The sequence below is a fragment of the Streptomyces sp. NPDC054786 genome (assembly GCF_053611685.1).
In genome coordinates, this window is the sequence record NZ_JBSHAW010000066.1 from 1 (window position 1) to 20,104 (window position 20,104).

The 20,104-nt window shown below is 72.1% G+C and carries 18 protein-coding genes; 8 read left to right on the forward strand and 10 right to left on the reverse strand.

Annotation, left to right across the window (positions count from 1 at the left end; genetic code table 11):
- Window positions 1-87: 87 nt before the first annotated feature.
- Window positions 88-633, reverse strand: coding sequence for a YbjN domain-containing protein (locus ACWGI6_RS35695; protein WP_453271343.1), 546 nt, complete (start codon window positions 631-633; stop codon window positions 88-90).
- Window positions 626-1,996: a D-inositol-3-phosphate glycosyltransferase gene (gene mshA / locus ACWGI6_RS35700; RefSeq protein ID WP_393908581.1), complete on the reverse strand. Its 1,371-nt coding sequence runs from the start codon at window positions 1,994-1,996 to the stop codon at window positions 626-628. The genes ACWGI6_RS35695 and mshA overlap by 8 nt, the downstream gene beginning before the upstream one ends.
- A gap of 179 nt (window positions 1,997-2,175) precedes the next feature.
- Between mshA and ACWGI6_RS35705 the strand changes: the two genes are divergently transcribed.
- Window positions 2,176-3,012, forward strand: coding sequence for a class I SAM-dependent methyltransferase (locus ACWGI6_RS35705; RefSeq protein WP_393908582.1), 837 nt, complete (start codon window positions 2,176-2,178; stop codon window positions 3,010-3,012).
- A 173-nt stretch (window positions 3,013-3,185) separates the two neighbouring features.
- Here ACWGI6_RS35705 and ACWGI6_RS35710 read toward each other — a convergent pair whose 3' ends face one another.
- Window positions 3,186-4,067 carry a helix-turn-helix domain-containing protein gene (locus ACWGI6_RS35710; RefSeq protein WP_453271344.1) on the reverse strand — a complete coding sequence of 294 codons (882 nt, stop codon included), beginning with the start codon at window positions 4,065-4,067 and terminating at the stop codon, window positions 3,186-3,188.
- 178 nt (window positions 4,068-4,245) lie between these two features.
- Between ACWGI6_RS35710 and ACWGI6_RS35715 the strand changes: the two genes are divergently transcribed.
- Complete coding sequence (locus tag ACWGI6_RS35715) at window positions 4,246-5,253, forward strand: aldo/keto reductase (protein ID WP_453271345.1); 1,008 nt, start codon at window positions 4,246-4,248, stop codon at window positions 5,251-5,253.
- Window positions 5,254-5,484: 231 nt separating this feature from the next.
- On the opposite strand, the gene ACWGI6_RS35720 is transcribed toward ACWGI6_RS35715, so the two are convergent.
- The 6 genes from ACWGI6_RS35720 to ACWGI6_RS35745 all read right to left on the reverse strand — a co-directional run bounded on the left by ACWGI6_RS35720 (window position 5,485) and on the right by ACWGI6_RS35745 (window position 12,727).
- On the reverse strand, window positions 5,485-5,808 hold the full coding sequence (locus tag ACWGI6_RS35720) for a histone-like nucleoid-structuring protein Lsr2 (protein ID WP_453271346.1): 324 nt from the start codon (window positions 5,806-5,808) through the stop codon (window positions 5,485-5,487).
- A 259-nt stretch (window positions 5,809-6,067) separates the two neighbouring features.
- A complete protein-coding gene (locus tag ACWGI6_RS35725; RefSeq protein WP_393908586.1) occupies window positions 6,068-6,487 on the reverse strand; it encodes an NUDIX hydrolase in 420 nt (139 codons plus the stop codon).
- Window positions 6,488-6,572: 85 nt separating this feature from the next.
- Window positions 6,573-7,919, reverse strand: a complete 1,347-nt coding sequence (locus ACWGI6_RS35730) for a CHAD domain-containing protein (RefSeq protein ID WP_453271347.1) — start codon at window positions 7,917-7,919, stop codon at window positions 6,573-6,575.
- On the reverse strand, window positions 7,882-10,164 hold the full coding sequence (locus ACWGI6_RS35735) for an RNA degradosome polyphosphate kinase (RefSeq protein ID WP_453271348.1): 2,283 nt from the start codon (window positions 10,162-10,164) through the stop codon (window positions 7,882-7,884). The genes ACWGI6_RS35730 and ACWGI6_RS35735 overlap by 38 nt, the downstream gene beginning before the upstream one ends.
- Before the next feature lie 431 nt (window positions 10,165-10,595).
- Window positions 10,596-11,639: an ABC transporter permease gene (locus ACWGI6_RS35740; RefSeq protein WP_453271349.1), complete on the reverse strand. Its 1,044-nt coding sequence runs from the start codon at window positions 11,637-11,639 to the stop codon at window positions 10,596-10,598.
- The gene (locus tag ACWGI6_RS35745; protein WP_453271350.1) at window positions 11,636-12,727 is read right to left on the reverse strand and encodes an ATP-binding cassette domain-containing protein; all 1,092 of its coding nucleotides are present in this window, start codon (window positions 12,725-12,727) and stop codon (window positions 11,636-11,638) included. Before ACWGI6_RS35745 ends, ACWGI6_RS35740 begins: the two co-directional genes overlap by 4 nt.
- Before the next feature lie 103 nt (window positions 12,728-12,830).
- Here ACWGI6_RS35745 and ACWGI6_RS35750 point away from each other — a divergent pair, with 103 nt between their 5' ends.
- Window positions 12,831-13,448: a GNAT family N-acetyltransferase gene (locus ACWGI6_RS35750; protein WP_453271351.1), complete on the forward strand. Its 618-nt coding sequence runs from the start codon at window positions 12,831-12,833 to the stop codon at window positions 13,446-13,448.
- A 57-nt stretch (window positions 13,449-13,505) separates the two neighbouring features.
- On the opposite strand, the gene mshD is transcribed toward ACWGI6_RS35750, so the two are convergent.
- Window positions 13,506-14,444, reverse strand: a complete 939-nt coding sequence (gene mshD, locus ACWGI6_RS35755) for a mycothiol synthase (protein ID WP_453271352.1) — start codon at window positions 14,442-14,444, stop codon at window positions 13,506-13,508.
- 155 nt (window positions 14,445-14,599) lie between these two features.
- Here mshD and ACWGI6_RS35760 point away from each other — a divergent pair, with 155 nt between their 5' ends.
- The 5 genes from ACWGI6_RS35760 (at window position 14,600) to ACWGI6_RS35780 (ending at window position 19,937) form a co-directional block, all read left to right on the forward strand.
- Window positions 14,600-16,408 carry a bifunctional metallophosphatase/5'-nucleotidase gene (locus ACWGI6_RS35760; protein WP_453271353.1) on the forward strand — a complete coding sequence of 603 codons (1,809 nt, stop codon included), beginning with the start codon at window positions 14,600-14,602 and terminating at the stop codon, window positions 16,406-16,408.
- 549 nt (window positions 16,409-16,957) lie between these two features.
- Entirely contained in the window at window positions 16,958-17,599 is a 642-nt protein-coding gene (locus ACWGI6_RS35765) for an HAD family hydrolase (protein ID WP_453271354.1), read from the forward strand.
- A gap of 107 nt (window positions 17,600-17,706) precedes the next feature.
- Window positions 17,707-18,897, forward strand: coding sequence for a helix-turn-helix domain-containing protein (locus ACWGI6_RS35770; RefSeq protein WP_453271355.1), 1,191 nt, complete (start codon window positions 17,707-17,709; stop codon window positions 18,895-18,897).
- A gap of 282 nt (window positions 18,898-19,179) precedes the next feature.
- Window positions 19,180-19,557 carry a DUF6415 family natural product biosynthesis protein gene (locus ACWGI6_RS35775; protein WP_453271356.1) on the forward strand — a complete coding sequence of 126 codons (378 nt, stop codon included), beginning with the start codon at window positions 19,180-19,182 and terminating at the stop codon, window positions 19,555-19,557.
- Window positions 19,554-19,937: a recombinase family protein gene (locus ACWGI6_RS35780; protein ID WP_453271357.1), complete on the forward strand. Its 384-nt coding sequence runs from the start codon at window positions 19,554-19,556 to the stop codon at window positions 19,935-19,937. Before ACWGI6_RS35775 ends, ACWGI6_RS35780 begins: the two co-directional genes overlap by 4 nt.
- Window positions 19,938-20,104: the final 167 nt, after the last annotated feature.

A 20,104-nucleotide genomic window follows, 5' to 3' on the forward strand; every position in this document is an offset into this window, starting at 1 on the left:
GACGCTCCGCGTCGACTCCCTCCTCCGCCTTGCGATCGCACGAACCAGACCCCGCTCCCTGATCCGCCCTGATCCAAACGACACGCCCTAGGCGGAAGGCCCCTGTGTCAGATGCGTGAACGCGTCCAGGTTGCGGGTGGATTCGCCGCGGGAGACCCGCCAGGCGTACTCCTTGCGGATGGCGGTGGCGAAGCCCATTTCCAGCAGGGTGTTGAAGCTGCCGTCGGCGTTCTCCAGGACCGAGCCGAGGATGCGGTCGAGTTCGTCGGGGGTGACGGCGGCCAGCGGGAGCTTGCCCACGAGGTAGATGTCGCCGAGCTTGTCGATCGCGTAACTGACGCCGTAGAGGCGGGTGTTGCGTTCGAGGAGCCAGCGGTGCACGGCCTCGTGGTTCTCGTCGGGGTGGCGGACGACGAAGGCGTTGATGGACAGCGAGTGCTTGCCGACGATGAGCGAGCAGGTCGTGGAGAGCTTGCGGGTGCCGGGGAGCTTGATGACGTAGGTGCCGTCGGAGGGCGATTCCCATTCGAGCTCGGCGTCGGCCAGGGTTCGCTCGATCACGGCATGCGCCGTCGGGACCGCCTCGGCCGTGGTGTTGCCCACCGCGGCGCTCGTCTCTCGCTCGTCACCCATGGAGGGATCGTAGGTGACGGCGGTGTTCCTGCATGGCGGCGGTGTAGACGTCGCCCGTTGCCGCGGCGGCGGTGTCCCAGCCGAAGGACTGGGCGTGCCGGGCGGCGTCGGTGCCCATCCGGGCGGGCAGCGCCGGGTCCGCGACGAAGCGGCCGAGCGCGCGGGCGTAGTCGGCCGGGTCGTGGCCGCTGACGAGGAAGCCGCTGACGCCTTCGCGCACGGCCACCGGCAGACCGCCGACCGCGGCCGCGACGACCGGGGTGCCACAGGCCTGGGCCTCGATGGCGACCAGTCCGAAGGATTCGCTGTACGAGGGCATGACCAGCACGGATGCTGCGCGGTACCAGTCGGCGAGCTGTTCCTGGCCGACCGGTGGGCGGAACTGCACCAGGTCGGCGATGCCGAGCCGGGCGGCCAGCTTCTGCAGCCCCTCGGGCTTGGCGAGGCCGCTGCCGCTGGGCCCGCCGACCACGGGCACGACCATGCGGGCCCGCAGCGAGGGGTCCTCGGCCAGCAGGGCGGCGGCCGCCCGCAGCAGGATGTCGGGGGCCTTCAGCGGCTGTATACGGCCGGCGAAGAGCGGGATGACCGCGTCCTGCGGCAGGCCGAGGCGGGCGCGGGCCGCGGCCCGGCTCGCCGCGACATCGCCGCCGGTGGGGCGGAAACGGTCGAGGTTGACGCCCGGGTGCACCACCGCTACCTTGCCGGGCTCGGCCTCGTAATGCCGGGCGAGTTCGTCCGCCTCCTCGGCGGTGTTGGCTATCAGACGGTCCGCGGCGCGGACGATCTGCGTCTCGCCGATCACCCGGGCGGCCGGTTCGGGGGTGTCGCCGACGGCCAGCGCGGCGTTCTTGACCTTGGCCATGGTGTGCATGGCGTGCACCAGCGGGACGCCCCAGCGCTCGGCGGCCAGCCAGCCGACATGGCCGGAGAGCCAGTAGTGGGAGTGCACCAGGTCGTAGTAGCCGGGGCGGTGGCCGGCCCAGGCCTGCATCACGCCGTGGGTGAAGGCGCACAGCTGGGCGGGCAGCTCCTCCTTGGCCAGGCCCTCGTACGGGCCGGCGTCCACATGCCGGACGAGGACGCCCGGGGCGAGCTCGACGGCGGGCGGGAGGGTCCCGGTGGTGGCGCGGGTGAAGATCTCCACCTCGATGTTGATCGAGGCGAGCTTCCTGGCCAGCTCGACGATGTAGACGTTCATGCCGCCGGCGTCGCCCGTACCGGGCTGGTGCAGCGGGGAGGTGTGGACGCTGAGCATCGCCACCCGGCGCGGACGGCGCGAGCCGCCGGGCAGGCGCAGCCGGGCCTGGCCCGGGAACTGGCCATGGGGCCGACTGCGGAGCCGGGACACATATGGGCTCACGTCGAGCTACCTCCTAGGCAGGGCGGGCGGCACGCCTCCGACCCCCTCCAACAACGAACCCGGGTCATCCATTTCCGTCCGGCACGCTCTGGCCGTACTTTGCCAAAGCGTGACCAAGAGCGGGGCCCTGGACACCTCGGCGGGCGGGCTTTCCGCGGCCACCCCATACCCTCGATGACATGGTCCGCCGCCCCGCCGTCTCCGCCGCCGCCCTGATACCCGCGCAGTCCCGGCCTGTCGGAAACGCCACCCGCGGCACCACCAACCCGAACCGGCTGCGCCGCATGGACCGCTGGATAGCGGCCGAACACGGCGCCGAGCTGCGCCGTGCCGCCGACCCGGTGGCGGTCGACCTCGGCTACGGCGCCGCGCCCTGGACCGCGGTGGAGCTGCTGGGCCGGCTGCGTACGGTGCGTCCGGATGCCCGGGTCGTCGGCATAGAGATAGATCCGGTGCGGGTCGAGGCCGCCCGGCCGTACGAGCGGCCGGGGCTGGACTTCCTCCACGGCGGGTTCGAGGTGCCGCTGCCGGGTCAGCGCAGGCGCGCACCGGTCCTCATCCGGGCCGCGAACGTGCTGCGGCAGTACGACGAGGACGAGGTGGCCGCCGTGTGGCGGCGGCTGTGCGCCCGGCTGGCGCCCGGCGGGCTGCTGGTCGAGGGCACCTGCGACGAGATAGGGCGGCGGCACGTCTGGGTGGCGCTGGGCCCCGAGGGCCCGCGCACGGTCACCTTCGCCACCCGCCTCAGCTCCCTCCAGACACCCTCCGACCTGGCAGAACGCCTTCCCAAGGCGCTGATCCACCGCAATGTGCCGGGCGAACCGGTCCATGCCTTCCTCCGGGACTTCGACCGGGCCTGGGCCAGCGCGGCCCCGCTCGGCGCGCTCGGCGCCCGCCAGCGGTGGCGCGCCGCCGTACAGGCCCTGGCCACGGACTGGCCGCTGGTCGGCGACCCGCGGCGCCGGCGGCAGGGGGAGGTCACGGTGCGGTGGGAGGCGCTCGCCCCCCGGCCATGAACCATCGGGGCCGGGGGGCGAGCGCCTCCCGGCCCAGGGGCAGCACGGTGGGAGCGCCGCCTCCTGGGACGCGGCGTCGGATCACCCCGGGGCCGCACCGTCCCGCCCGGCCCGCGGCACACCCCGGGAAGGAGCCTCCCGGCACGCCCCCGAAGTGGCTCGCGCGGCCGTCGCTACGCGGTCAGTACCGGGTGCCCGAGTGCCGCCAGATCGCGCAGCCGCCGCTCCGTCCGTGACCCCCGCTCGGCCGTGTACGTCACGAGCGCCTGGTCCGGGTCGGTACTCAGCCGGAAGCTCTCGAAGGTGAGCACCAGCTCGCCGACGTGCGGATGCGCGAGGGACTTGGTCCCGCGCAGGCACTCGTACACCGACTGCGTCTCCCAGATCCGCCGGAAGTCCCGGCTGTGCGCGAGGAGTTCATTGACCACCTCGCAGATCCGCGGGTCCTCGGGGTGCCGCCCGCTCTCGGCGCGCAGATTGCCGACCACCTCCACGGCCTTCGCCTCCCAGTCCGGGTGCAGGGCGCGCGCCACCGGGTCGAGGAAGACCAGCAGCGCGGTGTTCCGCCGGTCCGGGGCGAGCGCCGGGAGGTCGAAGGCGACCCGGCCGCCGAGCGCGTTCCAGGCCAGGATGTCCAGGCCGCGGCCGAGGACCATGGCCGGAACGGTGGTCTCCATCGCGTCCAGGAGCTGCTGGATCTCGGGGCGTACGGTCTGCCGGGGGCCGGGGCACGGGCCGCCGTCCGGGGCGGCGACGCCGTCCGCCGTGCGGCGCCGGGGCACGGCGATATTGCGCAGATACGTCACTTCGCCGTCGGACAGCCGCAGCGCCCGCGCGATCGCGTCCAGGACGGAGTCGGAGATCGCGGGCGCACGGCCCTGTTCGATCCGGGTGTAGTAGTCGACGCTGATGCCGGCGAGCTGGGCGACCTCCTCGCGCCGCAGCCCCCGCACCCGGCGGCGGCTGATCCCGCCGGGCAGGCCGAGGTCCGCCGGGTCGAGCGCCGCGCGGCGCGCCTTGAGGAACGAGCTGATCTCGATTTCCGCGTGCAGCATCGGTCCAGTATGCGATGCACGGCCGGTTGGGTGGTTCCGCCGGACCCAGGCTGCGACGGGCCTGGCCCGCTCCTCGTACGGGCAGCAAGGTGGTGCACATACGCCTCAGGGGCGCCCCCGGAGGCCGCTCCGGCACGCCCCGGGGGCGGCCCCTGAGAACTCGCAGAAGGAGCAGCTCATGCAGCGCAGGATCCTCGGCGGTACCGGCATCTCGGTGAGCGAGTACGCGCTCGGCGCGATGATGCTCGGGGCCTGGGGCAACACCGATCACGACGACTGCGTACGGATCGTGCACCGTGCGCTGGACGCCGGTATCAACTTCGTGGACACCGCGGATGTGTACGCCGCGGGCGAGTCCGAGGAGATCGTCGGCAAGGCGCTCAAGGGGCGCCGCGAGGACGTCGTCCTGGCCTCGAAGTTCTTCAACTCGATGGGGCCGGACGCCAACCAGGGCGGCAACTCCCGGCGCTGGATCATGCGCGCCGTGGAGGACAGCCTGCGCCGGCTGGACACCGACCACCTCGACCTCTACCAGGTGCACCGCCCCGACCCGGCCACCGACATCGACGAGACGCTCTCCGCGCTCTCCGACCTCGTACGGTCCGGCAAGGTGCGGGCGATCGGCACCTCGACCTTCCCCGCCGAGCACCTCGTCGAGGCGCAGTGGACCGCCGAGCGCCGCGGCCATCTCCGCTTCCGCACCGAGCAGCCGCCGTACTCGATGCTGGCGCGCGGTGTGGAGAGCGCGGTGCTGCCGACCGCGCAGCGCTACGGCATGGGCGTGCTGACGTGGGGCCCGCTCAGCGCCGGCTGGCTCTCCGGCCGTGACCTCTCGGCCAGTTCGCGGGCCGGTCTGGAGAGCCAGAAGTTCGATCTGTCGGTCCCGGAGAACGCCCGCAAGGCGGAGGCGGTCGCCGCGCTGTCGAAGGTCGCGGCGGAGGCCGGCCTGTCGCTGCCGCATCTGGCGACCGCCTTCGTACGGTCCCACCCGGCGGTGACCTCCGTGATCATCGGCCCGCGCACCCTCGACCAGCTCGACAGCATGCTGGAGGGCTCCGAGGTGACGCTCGGCGCGGACGTCCTGGACCGGATCGACGCGATCGTGCCGCCGGGCACCGACATCAACCCGGCCGACGCCTACTACCAGCCGCCGGCCCTCGCGGACGCCTCCCTGCGACGCCGCTGACCACGGGCGGGGGCCGCCCGGCGACGCGGCGGCCCCCGCCATATCTCGCACTTCCCGGCAATGCACCGCAGCGGCGGCGTTCGGATTGTCCAGGGAAAGGAATGGCTTCGCGATTGTTCCTTTCCATTCCCGGAACGCCGGGCGGCCACTGCCCCGCGGACAACGCCGCCGGAACCGGACACAAAGAAGCCCCTCACACGCGGTGAGGGGCTTCCGGTTTATCCAAAAAATTCACTTGGCCTTTTGGTACGCCTCACGAATCTCGGCGGGCACGCGCCCGCGGTCGCTGACGTTGTAGCCGCTCGACTTGGCCCAGGCCCGGATCGCGGCGGTGTCCTCATTGCCGGCCGCGGCCTTACGCTGCTTACGGCCCTTCCCGGTCTTGCGGCCGGCCTTCAAGAACGGCCCAACAGCTTCCAGCAGCTGGTCGTAGCTGTCCGGACTCAAATCGATCTCGTAAGTCACGCCGTCAAGAGAAAGAGTGTGCGTTGCGGCCTCTGTGGACTCTTCGCCCGTGAGGTCGTCTGTGAAGATGGTGATTACCTTCTGTGCCATGCAGGCAGTGTAAACCCCTGAAATTGGGGTGCCGGCCCTTTCCCCCGTCCGCAGGTGCGACGAACTGGTTGACGGGAAAAATCCTCCGGGCCGGTGTCCCGGTTCATCGGTGCGGCGGCCGGCGCTTCACGAGAGGTGCGCCGGAACACCGCGGATTTTTGTGCCCGGACCCGCGTGCGGGGGGCGTCCGCGACCGGGGCCCTGGGCCGTGTCTTCCGGATCAGCGCGGACCGCCGACGCCTGGCCCGCCCCCGCGCCCTCAGGCCAGGTGCAGGGCGGCGAGCAGGGCGTCCACAAGGGGGCGGTCGCGTTCCTGGGTGAGGCGGCAGCGGGCGTCGGCGGGCGTCAGCCACACCATGCGGTCGACCTCGCTGTTCGGGGTGAACGCGCCGGCGACCGCCTCGGCCGCCCAGTAACGGACCTGCTTGGGGCGGCCGTTGGCCAGGTAGCAGGAGGTGGGCAGCGGGGCTCCCGGCCGGCACTCCATACCGGTCTCCTCCGCCACCTCGCGCACCGCGCCGGCCAGCGCGTCCTCGCCGCGCTTGAGCTTGCCCTTGGGGTGGGACCAGTCGTCGTACTTGGGACGGTGGACGAGCGCGATCTCCAGCCCGTCCTCGGACGCCGCGCGGCGCCACAGGACACATCCCGCTGCGCGAATCGTCTTCTGAGGCACCGTCACATCATCACCGCTCTCCGTCCCTCGTGCCGTAGGCCCGCACCGTTTCCTCAGCTCTTTCCTCTTTCCTCAGGTCTTTGCTCTCGCCTCAGCTCTTGCGCTCCGGGGTCCGCGGCAGCCACACCCGGCCGAAGGCGAAGCGGGCCGCCTCCACCTCGTGCCGCTGGTCGGCGTGCAGCACCCCGAGGGCGTACGCCGTGGCCGGGGCGATCCGGGGGGTGCGGGCCGCGCCGGCGGCCGCGGCGGCGGCCTCCGCGGCGTCCCGGTGCCACTCCAGGGCACGGCCGGCCTCCGCCAGCCGGAAGTCGGCGTACTCCGGCGCGATCACCTCCCGGGCATAGCGGCTCAGCCGCACCAGCAGCCGGACCTGGTGCCAGGGAGTGTCCTGGCGCCGGTCGGCGGCGAGCGCCGCGGCGTTGTACGGGTAGCCGGCGCGGGACAGCGGCAGTGCGGCCACCGCCTCCGCGAGCCGTCGGTGCGCCTGTTCGGCGAGCGGCGGCAGCGCCTCGGCGGCCGGCAGCTCGGTGGCCGCAGGGGCCGGCGGCACCTCGGAGGCGAGCACCGCCACCGAGTCGGCGACGGCATGGAACCGCGAGGAGCCGAGGGCCTGCAACGCGGCGGAGTGGGCGCGGGTGCGGGCGAGGGTGAGCTGGCGGTCCAGCAGCGCTCCGGCGCGCGCCGCACCCGCCGACAGGGCGCCGTCGGGATCCGGATCGCCGGAGGGAGTTGCGGACGACGCGGGGGACGGGCCGTCGGTCGAGGCGGCGGGCCCGGTGGCGGAGCCCGTGGTCGTACGGTCTCCCCGTTTTCCCCGCTCCGCTCGGGCCGGGCGGTCACCGCGGTCGCTCCGGTCGGCGCGCTCGGGCCGCTCCCCCCGGCCCGTCAGCCGCTGCAGCGCCGTCATCAGCCGCTCGCGGCGGGCCGCGCACGCCTGTTCGCGGGCCAGTGTGCCGGACAGCCAGCCGAGTTCGGACCGGAGCTGGTCGGCCCAGGTCTCCTCCGTCAGCGGGCGGAAGGTGTGCAGGGTGGCGCTGATCCGGCGGGCGGCGCGGCGCAGCTGCCGGGCGGCCTCGCCGGCGCCCTCCGCGTCCGAGCCGCTCTCCCGGTGCAGCCGCAGGCTGCGCAGAAAGTCCGCGGACTGCTGGTGCAGATAGCCGGCGAGCACCTCCTCGGCGGTGCGGCCGGCGAGAACGGCGCTGATGTCGCTGCCGTCGTCGCAGCCGTGGGTCATGAGCGGCCGGTACGAAGCGCCGTCCCGTCCGTACGCGGCGTCGCCCGGCCCCGGTGTGCCGTCGCCGCCTCCGTACGGGCCGTCCACCACCGCGGAACGGGCTCCGGGCGCCCCGCCGGGCTCGTATCCGTTTCCGATGAGACCTGTCGGCCCTCCGGTCGGCTGGTCATGTCGCTGGGCCACGCCGGCGCCTCCGGGCGTCAATGAGCATTTCCTGAATGTTGCGCAGCGGCGCGCCGTCCGCGTCCACCGCGTGCCGGGTCCAGTCGCCGTCCGGGCCCAGGTGCCAGGAGGACGTGGCGTCCGACATCCCCGTCTCCAGCATCCGGTTGAGGGTGGCACGGTGCGCCGGGTCGGTGACCCGCACCAGCGCCTCGATCCGGCGGTCCAGGTTCCGGTGCATCATGTCGGCGCTGCCCAGCCACACTTCGGGCTCGCCGCCGTTGCCGAAGATGAAGACCCGGGAGTGCTCCAGGAAGCGGCCGAGGATGCTGCGGACGCGGATGTTCTCGCTCAGGCCGGTGACTCCCGGGCGCAGTGCGCATATTCCGCGCACCCAGATGTCGACCGGGACGCCGGCCTGGGAGGCGCGGTAGAGCGCGTCGATGACGGCCTCGTCCACCATCGAGTTGACCTTGATGCGGACGGAGACCGGCCGGCCCGCCCGCTGGTTGGCGATCTCCTTGTTGATGCGCTGTATCAGGCCGTCCCGCAGGGACTTGGGGGCGACCAGGAGACGGCGGTAGGTCTCGCGGCGGGAGTAGCCGGAGAGCCGGTTGAAGAGGTCGGAGAGGTCGGCGCCGACCTGCGGGTCGGCGGTCAGCAGGCCGAGGTCCTCGTAGAGCCGGGCCGTCTTGGGGTGGTAATTGCCGGTCCCCACATGGGAGTAGCGGCGCAGCATCTCGCCTTCCTGGCGGACGACGAGCGAGAGCTTGCAGTGCGTCTTGAGGCCGACCAGGCCGTAGACGACGTGGCAGCCGGACTCCTCCAGCTTGCGCGCCCACTTGATGTTGGCCTGCTCGTCGAAGCGGGCCTTGATCTCGACGAGGACGAGCACCTGCTTGCCGGATTCCGCGGCGTCTATCAGGGCATCCACGATCGGCGAGTCGCCGGAGGTGCGGTAGAGCGTCTGCTTGATGGCGAGCACGTCCGGGTCGGCGGCGGCCTGCTCCAGGAACGCCTGCACGGAGGTGGAGAAGGAGTCGTAGGGGTGGTGGAGGAGGACGTCGCGGGCGCGCAGGGCGGCGAAGATGTCCGGCGCGGACGCCGACTCCACCTCGGCGAGGTCACGGTGGGTGCCGGCGACGAACTTGGGGTACTTGAGCTCGGGCCGGTCCAGCGCTCCGATCCCGAAGAGGCCGGTCAGGTCCAGCGGGCCGGGCAGCGGATAGACCTCGGCGTCGGAGATCTTCAGCTCCTGGACGAGCAGATCGAGCACGGCGGGGTCGATGGACTCCTCGACCTCCAGGCGGACCGGCGGCCCGAAGCGCCGCCGCATCAGCTCCTTCTCCAGGGCCTGGAGGAGGTTCTCCGCGTCGTCCTCCTCGACCTCCAGGTCTTCGTTGCGGGTGACCCGGAACATGTGGTGCGCGCGCACCTCCATGCCCGGGAACAGCTCCTCCAGGTGGGCGGCGATGACGTCCTCGATGGGGACGTAGCGCTGCGGGGAGGCCTCCAGGAAGCGGGAGAGCAGCGGCGGCACCTTGACCCGCGCGAAGTGGTCGTGGCCGCTGACCGGGTTGCGTACGACGACGGCCAGGTTCAGCGAGAGGCCGGAGATGTACGGGAAGGGGTGCGCGGGGTCCACGGCCAGGGGCGTGAGCACCGGGAAGATCTGCTGGCGGAAGAGGGTGAACAGGCGGGCCTGCTCCTTCTCGGTCAGCTCGGGCCAGCGGATCAGATGAATGCCCTGGTCAGCGAGCTCGGGGGCGATGTCCTGCTGGAAGCAGGCGGCGTGCCGGGCCATGAGTTCGCGCGAGCGGGTCCAGATCAGGTCCAGGACTTCGCGGGGCTGGAGTCCGGACGCGGAGCGGGTGGCGACGCCCGTGGCTATCCGTCGCTTGAGTCCGGCCACCCGGACCATGAAGAACTCGTCCAGGTTGCTGGCAAAAATCGCAAGGAAGTTCGCCCGTTCGAGGAGGGGGGTGGCCGGATCCTCGGCCAGTTCGAGCACCCGCTCGTTGAAGCCCAGCCAGCTGCGCTCGCGGTCCAGGAACCGGTCGCCGGGCAGCTCCTCGCCGTCGGCGCCGATCACGCCCTCGTCCTCGTACGCGTCCGGATCGGCGTCCAGGTCGGGCTCCAGGCCGGGCACCGTGCCCCGGACCGCCTGGGGGCGGTGCGCGGCGATGGATCCCACGGAAGGCTGAGCCGAGGGGCCCGCGGCCCGGGAGGGCTTCGGGGTCGGCGTCTCGGGCGGGACCTGTGCCTGGGCGCTGGGCTGCTGGTTCATGTCCTTATTCTTCCGCGTCCGGGGTGTTCCAGGCGCGTCAGGAGAAGGCGGGGGCGCGAGATGGAGCCTCGGGTGGGGGACGTTCGGCACAGCGGGCTGCATTCACCGATGCTCGCAAGCGACATTGAATCGCCGGTAACGCGGATATGGCGGACAGGCAAGCGGGGCGCTACTCCCAGGCGTTTTCCGGGCCGGCCGGCGGCCGTTGCCGGGGCCGGTGTCCGGGTCCGCGGCCGGGGCGGCTCCTGGGGCGAAGCGGCCCGGGGCCCGGTGCCGGGGGCCGCCGCCGGGGCACGTCCCCCTGTGCCTCCCCCGGGACAGCCTTTGTCACACGCATGGTGCCCCCGGGATGCGGGGCCGCCGCGGGCCGGGGCCCGCCTTTCGGCCTTCCGCCTCCCCCGGCCCCGGGCCGGCCCCCGGGGCCGGCCGTTTCAGCCGTGCCGGCGCCGCATCACCCGGAAGGCGAGCACGGTCAGCACCGCCGTCACGGCCAGCACGATCCCGGCCTCGATCCACGCCAGCGGCCAGTGGTGCGACACCGGGTGGTGCTCCATGTACTGGCCAGCCACATCGTGCTTGCGCAGACAGGCCTTGTAGCTGGGGGCGGGGTCACACGGCGAATCGGGCAGACGGGCACCGGAGCCGGTGTAGTCCCCCTGTCCCACGAGCCAGTCGTCGTCCGGCAGCTGGGCCGGCCGGCCGTTCCGGAACTCCGTCGTCACGGCCGGCAGCAGATACGGCCTGAGCTGTACGAACGCAGTCTGCACCACCACCATGGCGACGAGCGTGACGCCCATCGACAGCACCGTACGGCGCAGCAGCAGACCGGCCAGTACACCGACCGCCAGGGCCAGCAGGGAGTAGGCGACCGGTACCGGGCCGAGCGAGTGGAAGCCGAGGGTGGAGTACCAGTAGGAGCCGGAGACCTCGTCGCCGGCGACCTGCCAGAGCCGGCCGAAGGCCAACGAGAGCGCCGTGGCGGCGGTGCCCACGACCAGGGCGGGCAGGACGGTCTTCGCCGCCAGCCAGCGCAGCGGGCCGACCGACTGGGTCAGTACGAGCTTGTCGGTGCCGGCCTCCAGCTCGCGCGCGATCAGCGGGGCGCCGAGGAACAGCCCGGTCAGCGCGGGCAGCAGCACCAGGCCCGATTCGATGAGGCGCAGGGCCGGGCCGTAGGTGCTGCGGAACTCGGTGACCGCGTCCTGGGTGTGGGCGCAGCGCGGGTCGAGGGAGATCTGCGAACAGCCGGCGATGTGGTGGGCGTCGATGAACCCGGCCATCTGGCCGCGCAGCACCGCGCACCAGACCACGCCGCCGGCCGCCGCGGCCAGCAGCACGCCGAAGACCAGCCGGTGCTGACGCCACACCAGCCAGACGAGACCGCGCAGCGGCGCCCGGCCGCCCGCCTCCCCGGGGCCGTCCGGATCGTCCGCTGTGCCGCGCCCGTTCGTGCCGGGGTGTGCCGTGGTGGTCATGCCGCCGCTCCCTTGCCGCTGTAGTGGTCGTACCGTGTGCCCGCCGCGCCGGCCGGCGGGCCTTCCCAGCCGCCCGTACGGCCTGTCGGGCCGGGCGGTCCGTTGCGTGGCATACCGGGGATTCCCGGCTTGTTGCCGGGCCGGCGGCGCCACCGTGCCAGGGCCGGCTCCGCGCTCGGCGCGATCAGTGCGGGCGCGTCGGGCGCGCGCAGATAGGCGAGCAGAAGTTCCTCCAGCGACGGTTCCGCGGTCTCCCAGGGCCCGGCGGCGACCGTGCCCTTGCGCCGTACGACGGCAGCGAAGCGACGCCCCGACGTCTGGGTGTCGATGACCGTGTGGGCCGCGATCGCGGGCGGCAGCGCGCCGTCCCGGAGCGCCCCCATCACCAGGGCGTGCGCCCCGATGACGTCGTCGGCCTCGCCCGCGAGCCGCACCCGGCCGCCGCCCAGCACCAGCAGGTAGTCACAGACCATGTCCAGCTCGGCGAGCAGGTCCGACGAGAGCACGACGGTGGTGCCGTGCTCGGCGGCCTGGGCCAGCAGCAGCGCGGTGATCCGGTGCCGGGCGAGCGGGTCGAGACCGGCCAACGGCTCGTCGAGCAGCAGGAGTTCGGGGCTCTTGGCGAAGGCGAGGGCGAGCCCGAGGCAGGTGCGCTGCCCGCCGGAGAGGACGCCGGCCCGGGCATCGAGGGGCAGCCCGCCCTCCCGGACGATCCGCTCGGCGCACCGCCCGTTCCAGCGGCCGGGGTTGAGCTCGCGGCCCAGCCGCAGCGTCTCGGCGACTGTCAGCCGGGGATAGAGGGGCTTGCCCTGGATGAGATGGGCGATCCGGGCGCGGCCCGCGAGGGCGGACGGGGCCACGCCGCCGACCCGTACGGTCCCCTCGCCGGGGCGGGTCAGGCCGGAGGCGAGCGAGAGCAGGGTGCTCTTTCCGGAACCGCTGGGCCCGACCAGTGCACAGATACGGCCGGCCGGCAGCCGGAAGGTGCAGTCGCGCAGCGCCCAGCGGCGGCGGTAGCGCCTGCCGAGGCCGATCGCCTCGATGGCGGTGCGCCCCGAGGCCCGGCCGGTCACCTCTTGCGTGGCCATCGGCCGCATCACCCGTCCCCCTTGAGCCATTCCACTAATTAAGTAGTGAAAGGGTGGGGGAAATGGGCTGCACCTGTCAACCTCCGCTGCCTACGCTGCCGGCGTGCCCACACCTTCCGCGCCCGTCGTGCCGCCGCTGCCGTACACCCCCGACTACCCGATACGCACCGAGCGACTGGATCTGCGACCGGTCGTCCACGACGACTTCGCCGCGATCCACGCCTACCAGCGCCGCCCCGAGGTCTGCCGCTATCTCTACTGGGGCCCCCTCGACGAGGCCGGGTCCCGGGACTCCGTCGCCGCCAAAACCACCCGCACCACGCTGCGCGAGTCCGGCGACTACCTCCAGCTCGCCGTCGTCGTCCGGGAGACCGCGACCCTGGTCGGCGATCTCACCTTCGTCTGGAACAGCCGCGAACACCGCCAGGGCGGCATCGGCTATGTCTTCCACCCGGACCACGCCGGGCACGGCTACGCCACCGAGGCGAGCCGGGCGCTGCTGGCGCTGGGCTTCGAGGAGCTGCACCTCCACCGCATCCAGGCCGAGTTGGACGGGCGCAACACCGCCTCGGCCCGGCTGCTCGAACGGCTGGGAATGCGCCGCGAGGGCCATCTGCGGGAGAACGAGTTCCTCGACGGGGAGTGGTCCGACGAGGTCATCTACGCGATGCTGGCGCGCGAGTGGCGGGCGCAGCGGGAAGAGCGCGCGCGACAGCAGTGACAAGCGGGGCGGACCCTCCTGGGCCCGCCCCGCAGCACGATCGTGGTCCGCCCGGTCTCACGTCTCCGAGCGGTACATCAGATCCGTCTCGTGCGTGGCGAACCCCATCCGCTCGTACACACTCACCGCCGCCGTGTTGTCCGCGTCCACGTACAGCATCGCCGTGGGCAGCCCCTGACCGGCCAGATGCCGCAGCCCGACCGAGGTCAGCGCCTTGCCCAGGCCACCGCCCTGGGCGCCCGGCCGCACCCCGAGCACATAGACCTCACCGAGGCCGTCGTCGGCGTGCACCTTGGTCCAGTGGAAGCCGACCAGCCGGCCGTCCTTCTCCGCCAGGAAGAAGCCCTTCGGGTCGAACCACGCCTCGGCCTTGCGGTCGTCCAGATCGCGCTGGATCAGCGCACCCTGCTCCGGGTGGTGCGCAAAGGCCTCCGCGTTCACCTCCAGCCAGGCCGCGTCATCGGTGCCCGGCTGGAAGGTCCGTACGGACACCCCCTCGGGGAACACCGGCTCCGGCAGCTCCAGATCCGTCAGCGAACGCCGCATCTGCCGCAGCTCCCGGAACATCGTCAGCCCCAGGGTCTGGGCGAGGTGCCGGGCGGCCGGATGCCCGCCGTGGGCCCAGACCCGCAGCCGGCGCCCGGACTGCTCCAGCAGCTCACTGCCCAGCGCCCGGCCGTGCCCGCGGCCGCGGTGCCCCGGCTGCACCACCAGCTCGGCGGCCGGTGCCTCCACCGGGTCGGTGTCCTCCAGCTGCCCGTACGCGACCAGCTCCTCGGCCTCGTCGCCGCGCGAATACAGCAGCACATGGCGCACGCCTGGGCGCGCGCCCCCGCGCAGCTGCAACCGCCCCTGCTCGGACACGGCGGGCTGTCCGTCCGTACGGGCGGCCCGCTCGATCAGCTCGACGACGGCCGCGGCCTCTTGCGGCGCGAGCTCGTCGACCACCTGGATCCTGCGGCCGGCCCGGCCCATCTCCTGTGCAGCGTCAGTCATGTGTGAAGCGTACGACCCTGCCGGGTTCCCGGAGGGGCACCACCCGCGGCTCTCCGCCCCTCGTCGGCAACCAGCTCGTCACCCGGCGACCCCTGTTGCGCTACGCGCGTCGACAATAAGCTGCCCTCCGCTCAGACCATCCAGGAGGGGAACACATGCCAGCGACACCGCAACGGGGCGGCACCGTACGAAGATTGACGATCGGCGCCGCCGTACTGGCCGCCGCCGGGCTCACCGCCGCCGCCCTGCCGGCCGGCGCCGACACCGGCCACGCCGCCCGCGCCGGCCGCACCGTCGATGTGCAGCTGCTCTCCTTCAACGACTTCCACGGCAACCTCGAACCGCCGCAGGGCTCCTCCGGCACGGTCGAGCAGGTCCAGCCGGACGGCAGCAAGAAGAACATCCCGGCGGGCGGCGTCGAGTACCTCGCGCAGTCCCTGCGGACCGCCCGTAAGGGCCACCCCTACTCGGTCACCGCCGCGGCCGGCGACCTGGTCGGGGCCAGCCCGCTGCTGTCCGGGCTGTTCCACGACGAGCCGACCGTCGAGGCGATGAACAAGCTGGGCCTCGACGTCACCTCGGTGGGCAACCACGAATTCGACGAGGGCCGGGCCGAGTTGACCCGCCTCCAGAAGGGCGGCTGCCACCCGAAGGACGGCTGCTACGAGCACGGCAAGAAGTTCCGGGGCGCCGGCTTCCCGTACCTGACCGCCAATGTCACGGACGACAAGACCGGCAAGCCGCTGCTCAAGCCGTACTCCGTCTGGCGGCACAAGGGCGTCAAGATCGGCTTCATCGGCGTGACGCTGGAGGGCACCCCCGACATCGTCAACGCCGACGGGGTCAAGGGCCTGAAGTTCCACGACGAGGTCGAGACGATCAACAAGTACGCCAAGGTGCTGAACAAGCAGGGCGTGAAGTCGATCGTCGCCCTCATCCACGAAGGCGGTCTGCCCGCCTCCACCTCGTACAACTACAACTGCGACAGCCCCGGCCCCGGCGACGGCATCTCCGGACCGATCACCGACATCGCCAAGCACGTCACCTCGAAGGTCGACGCACTGGTCACCGGCCACACCCACCAGGCCTACAGCTGCACCATCCCGGACCCGTCCGGCAGACCGCGCACCGTCACCTCCGCCGCGTCCTACGGCAAGCTCTACACCGACACCACGCTGACCTACGACCGCCGCACCCATGACATCGTGCGGACCAGCGTCAAGGCGCCCGGCGCGGTCAACCACGTCGTCGACCGCACCCAGCCCAAGGCCGCGGACATGACGTCGCTGATCGCCCGCTGGAACAAGCTGGCCGCGCCGGTCGCGGGCCGCCCCGTCGGCCACATCTCCGCCGATATCGCGGGCCGCGGCGCGGAGACGCCCGAGTCACCGCTCGGCGATGTCATCTCCGACGCCCAGCTGGAGGCGACCAAGGCGGCCGACAAGGGCGGCGCCCAGCTCGCCCTGATGAACCCCGGCGGGGTGCGCTCCGACCTCGCCTTCAAGGCGTCCGGCTCGGAGGGCGACGGGGTGGTCACCTATGGCGAGGCCTTCACCGTCCAGCCCTTCACCAACATGATGAACGTCATCGACCTCACCGGCGCCCAGCTCCTGACCGCGCTCCAGCAGCAGGTCAGCGGCCCCAACGAGGCCTCCCCGAAGATCCTCCAGGTCTCCAAGGGCCTCACCTACACCCTCGACATGACCAAGAAGGGCGCCGACCGCGTCGTCAAGGACTCGGTGAAGCTGGACGGGGCCGCCCTCGACCCGGCCAAGACCTACCGCGTCGCGATGAACGAGTTCCTGGCCGGCGGCGGTGACGGCTTCGCCGCGTTCAAGGACGGCAAGAACAAGCACGTCGGAGCCTCCGACCTGGACGCCTTCACCGCCTACCTGACCGCGCACTCCTCGGCCACCGGCCCCCTCACCCCGCCGAAGGCGGACCGGATCACGGTCGTGAAGTAAGCCGCGCCGACTCCGCTCCCTCGCACACCGCGTCCCCGCTCCGGCCATCTGCCGGGGCGGGGACGTTGCGTCGGGGCGAGGGCCCTGCCGGTAGTCCAGCGAGGGCAGGACGACGACCAGACTGCCGCCGGCCTCGACGACCGCCTCGGCAAACAGGGTGTCGGAGCCCCGTGCCAGGCAGGTGACCCCGGTCAGCTCGCCCGCCCTGTGTTCGCGCAGCAGGTTCCGCAGTGCCTCCCCCACCAGGGGCACGGTGCTCTCCGTGAGGTCCATGTGCCCGGTAACGGCGATGGCGGTCATTCTCTCCGTGTCTCCCTACGTTGCCAGCAGCTCGCGGATGCAGTCCCGGGCTTCGCGGAGTGGGCCGGGGCGCGGGAACCTACCGCGGGCCGGGGCAGGCGACGGCTGGTTGCTGCTGGATGGCGTCATCCCATGTGCGTATCAGCTCGATGGCCTCGGCGATGTCGTCGGGGACGCAGGGGGTGGCCATCCGGCACCGTACGGTCGGCCGCAGACAAGCGCACGCAGAGCGCGCCGTAAGCTGCTTGCATGATCCGTGCAGTCGCCTTCGACGTTGGCGAAACGCTGACCAGCGATGACCGCGGGTGGGGCGCGTGGGCGGACTGGCTCGGCGTGCACAGGCACACGCTGTCAGCTCTGGTCGGTGCGGTCGTGGCGCAAGGCCGGGACAACGCTGATGCGCTCCGGCTTGTACGGCCGGGGATCGATGTGGAGGCTGAGCGGGCGGCGATGGAGCGGGCGGGCCGTGGCGAGCGCCTCGAAGAGTCGGACCTGTACCCCGACGTCCGGCCTGCGCTGGCGGCACTCCGGGCGGGCGGGATGCGCGTCGTCGTCGCCGGCAACCAGACCGCCCGGGCTGGTGAGTTGCTGCGGGCGCTCGAACTGCCGGTGGATGCTCTGGCCACGTCCGGGGAGTGGGGTGTGGCCAAACCGGCGGAGGCCTTCTTCGCGCGCACCGTCGAGTTGGCCGGGGTCCCGGCGGGCGAGGTGCTGTACGTCGGCGACCACCCACAGAATGACGTGCTGCCGGCGCGCGCTGCCGGGCTCCGCACGGCGCACCTGCGGCGTGGCCCGCTAGGGCATCTGTGGGCGGACGGCGAGGACGCGCGGGCCGCTGACGTCCGCGTCGCGAGTCTGACGGAGTTGGTGGACGTGGTACGAGCCCTGTGAATGTCAACTGAGCGGCCCCGACTGCATGATGCGGCGGGGCCGTTGGCGTTCCCGGACCGTGACGGCATGGGTACTGTTCGGAGTGGCTGCACCGAACGGAGACCAGTGTGCCCAGCACCGTGTATCGCGGGGCAGGCCCCCGCATCGCCTACGAACGTCGCATCGCATGCCTCACGCAGGCCGGCCTGGCCCGTGCTGCCGGCATCGCCCTGGGCACGCTGCGCAAAATCGAGCGGGGCGAGCGGGGTATCTCGGACACTGTCCTGGACGCCCTTGCCGACAGCCTCGAAGTTGACCCGGCCCGCCTGCTGCCGGAGCCGGAACGGCCGGACGACCGGGTGCACCAGTCGATGCCACGCCTGTCGGCTGTCCTCGCCGAGTACGAGGAGCCGGAGGACGGGCCCTGCCGAGACCTGCCGGCGCTCCGCAAGGCGGTTTCGACCGTGGCGGGGCACCGGCTGAGCGCACAGTACGCGCGCATTTCACGAACTGCGCCGGAGCTGCTCGGCGAGCTGTGCCGCGCCCTTCATACTGCGGCGTTCGGCGATAGGCCCACGGTGGCCCGACTGTTGGTAGACGCATGCCGAGCCGCGGACGCGGTGGCTTTCAAGCGCGGGGCCAAGGATCTCTCCGCGCGTCTCCTCGACATGATGCGGTGGGCCGGGATGCAGGCTGACGATCCGATCGTGGACACGACCGTGGCCTATGTCCGGGCTGAGCTGCACTTTGGCGCCCGGACACACTCGGCGGGCCTGCGGGCCCTTGAGCGTGCCCTCGACCACGCTCCGCGTACGAATACGGCGGATGCGTTGTCGGCCCGCGGCGCGCTGCACATGCGGGCCGCGGTACTCGCTGGTCGCGCAGGGGACGGGGATGCCGCAGATGTCCATCTGGATGATGCGCGGGAACTCGGCGATCGGATGCGGGAGGACGTCTATCAGGGGACGGCGTTCGGGCCTGACAGCGTGCGCGTCCATGAGGTGTCCGTGGCTGTGAGCCTCGGGGACTGCCACCTGGACCGGGCGTTGCGGCTGGCCCGGGAGTGGAAGCCCCCGCGGGGCCTGCCGGCCGAGCGCCGCAGCGGCTTCTACATCGAACTCGGGCGTGCGCAGCTCTGGGCGGGAAGGCCGGACGCCGCTTTCGAGTCGTTGAAGGTCGCGCGTCGGATCGCGCCTCAGCATGCGCGCGAGCACCGGTGGGTGCGGGAGGACGCAGCGACACTGCGCCGCCTGAAGCGCGCCGATGCGGAATCGCTCAGCAACTTCGCCGAGTGGTGTCACGCCGGGGCAGGCGCTTGAACGGTACCCCTCACAGGGGTACTTGAGGGGTACCCACGGGGCGAATCTCTTCCTGAGCCCACCGGCACAGGGAGAGACCGTGATGGCAACAACAGCTCCACCTGACGTCCCACTCGCCGACCCCGACGTGAGTCTCGTCCGGCTGCACGGCGAGGTGTGCTTTTGGTGCGGTGCAGCTCACAGCATTCTCGCGCCGGCTGGATCGATCGCCACTCCGGTCGGCTGGGGCGTTCGTGTCTGGTTCATCGTGGCCTGTCCGCCGCACCGGAACCGGAGGCCGCAGTGATCGCGCGCGCCAACAGGGGCGCCACACAGCGTCTTGCACCCGCGCCGCCGATCGGCGCGGAGACGATCAGAGCAACGATCTGCCTTGCGGTGCGCCTCGGCACCGGCAATCCGGGGCTGCCCGAGCTCGCTGCCGTGCAGAAGCGACTGCAAGGGCATATTGCTCTTCTCCTCCCTCTCGTGCGCGAGGAGGTGGCCCGACTGCCACAGGACAGTGTCCTTGCGCACCAGGCGACCGCGCGGCTCACCGGGATTGAGGAGCAGGCTCGGCAGCCGCTCCTGCCGGACACGCTCGCAGCCCACTCTCAGGTGGGGACGACCGCCCGCGACTGTCGGTATCTGCTGGCGATGCACACCTCGGCGGCCCGCCCGTGACCGGCGTCATGGCCCCGGTGGCGTTCGTCTACGACCGATGCGCCACCCGGTCCCGCCGAGAGCTGGAGATGCGGATGGCCGGCTGCGACGGCTACGCGGATCGTATGGGCTGGGTGCTGGCAGGCCGCTGGATCGACCGCGGCGACGACGCACTGGCCAAGCAACGCCCGCAACTGGGCGCTCTGCTGGAGGCCATGCGGGAAGAGGCCGGCCGGCGCGAGGTGCTGTGCCTGGTGCACAACTGGGGCAGGCTCTCGGCCGATGGCACGTTCCGGCTCGCGCTCCAGGCACGCGTGGTCGAGGCAGGTGGATGGACCGAGACGACGTTCGGTGAGTCGGACCGCCGCGGCCGCATGCTGCTGGTGGGGAGGCGGCCATGAGTCGTCGCCGACGCCGCATCACCATCTGCTGGGTAAGCCTCGGCGCCCTCGTGTTCGTCCTGGCCGTCGGCATCGTCAGGGGTGAGCGGTGACCAACTCCCCCCGCTGCGACTGCGGCAGCACGCTTGATCTGCGAGACCTGCCCATCGACTCCGCGTCGGGGCCGC

Excerpts from the sequence above, each read along its gene's own strand:
- ACWGI6_RS35715 (WP_453271345.1), top strand. The coding sequence starts at position 4,246 with ATGCAGCGCAGGATCCTCGGCGGTACCGGCATCTCGGTGAGCGAGTAC.
- ACWGI6_RS35705 (WP_393908582.1), top strand. The coding sequence starts at position 2,176 with ATGGTCCGCCGCCCCGCCGTCTCCGCCGCCGCCCTGATACCCGCGCAG.
- mshD (WP_453271352.1), bottom strand. The coding sequence starts at position 14,444 with ATGACTGACGCTGCACAGGAGATGGGCCGGGCCGGCCGCAGGATCCAG.
- ACWGI6_RS35735 (WP_453271348.1), bottom strand. The coding sequence starts at position 10,164 with ATGAACCAGCAGCCCAGCGCCCAGGCACAGGTCCCGCCCGAGACGCCG.
- ACWGI6_RS35745 (WP_453271350.1), bottom strand. The coding sequence starts at position 12,727 with ATGGCCACGCAAGAGGTGACCGGCCGGGCCTCGGGGCGCACCGCCATC.
- ACWGI6_RS35760 (WP_453271353.1), top strand. The coding sequence starts at position 14,600 with ATGCCAGCGACACCGCAACGGGGCGGCACCGTACGAAGATTGACGATC.
- ACWGI6_RS35710 (WP_453271344.1), bottom strand. The coding sequence starts at position 4,067 with ATGCTGCACGCGGAAATCGAGATCAGCTCGTTCCTCAAGGCGCGCCGC.
- ACWGI6_RS35695 (WP_453271343.1), bottom strand. The coding sequence starts at position 633 with ATGGGTGACGAGCGAGAGACGAGCGCCGCGGTGGGCAACACCACGGCC.
- ACWGI6_RS35720 (WP_453271346.1), bottom strand. The coding sequence starts at position 5,808 with ATGGCACAGAAGGTAATCACCATCTTCACAGACGACCTCACGGGCGAA.
- ACWGI6_RS35740 (WP_453271349.1), bottom strand. The coding sequence starts at position 11,639 with ATGACCACCACGGCACACCCCGGCACGAACGGGCGCGGCACAGCGGAC.
- ACWGI6_RS35765 (WP_453271354.1), top strand. The coding sequence starts at position 16,958 with ATGATCCGTGCAGTCGCCTTCGACGTTGGCGAAACGCTGACCAGCGAT.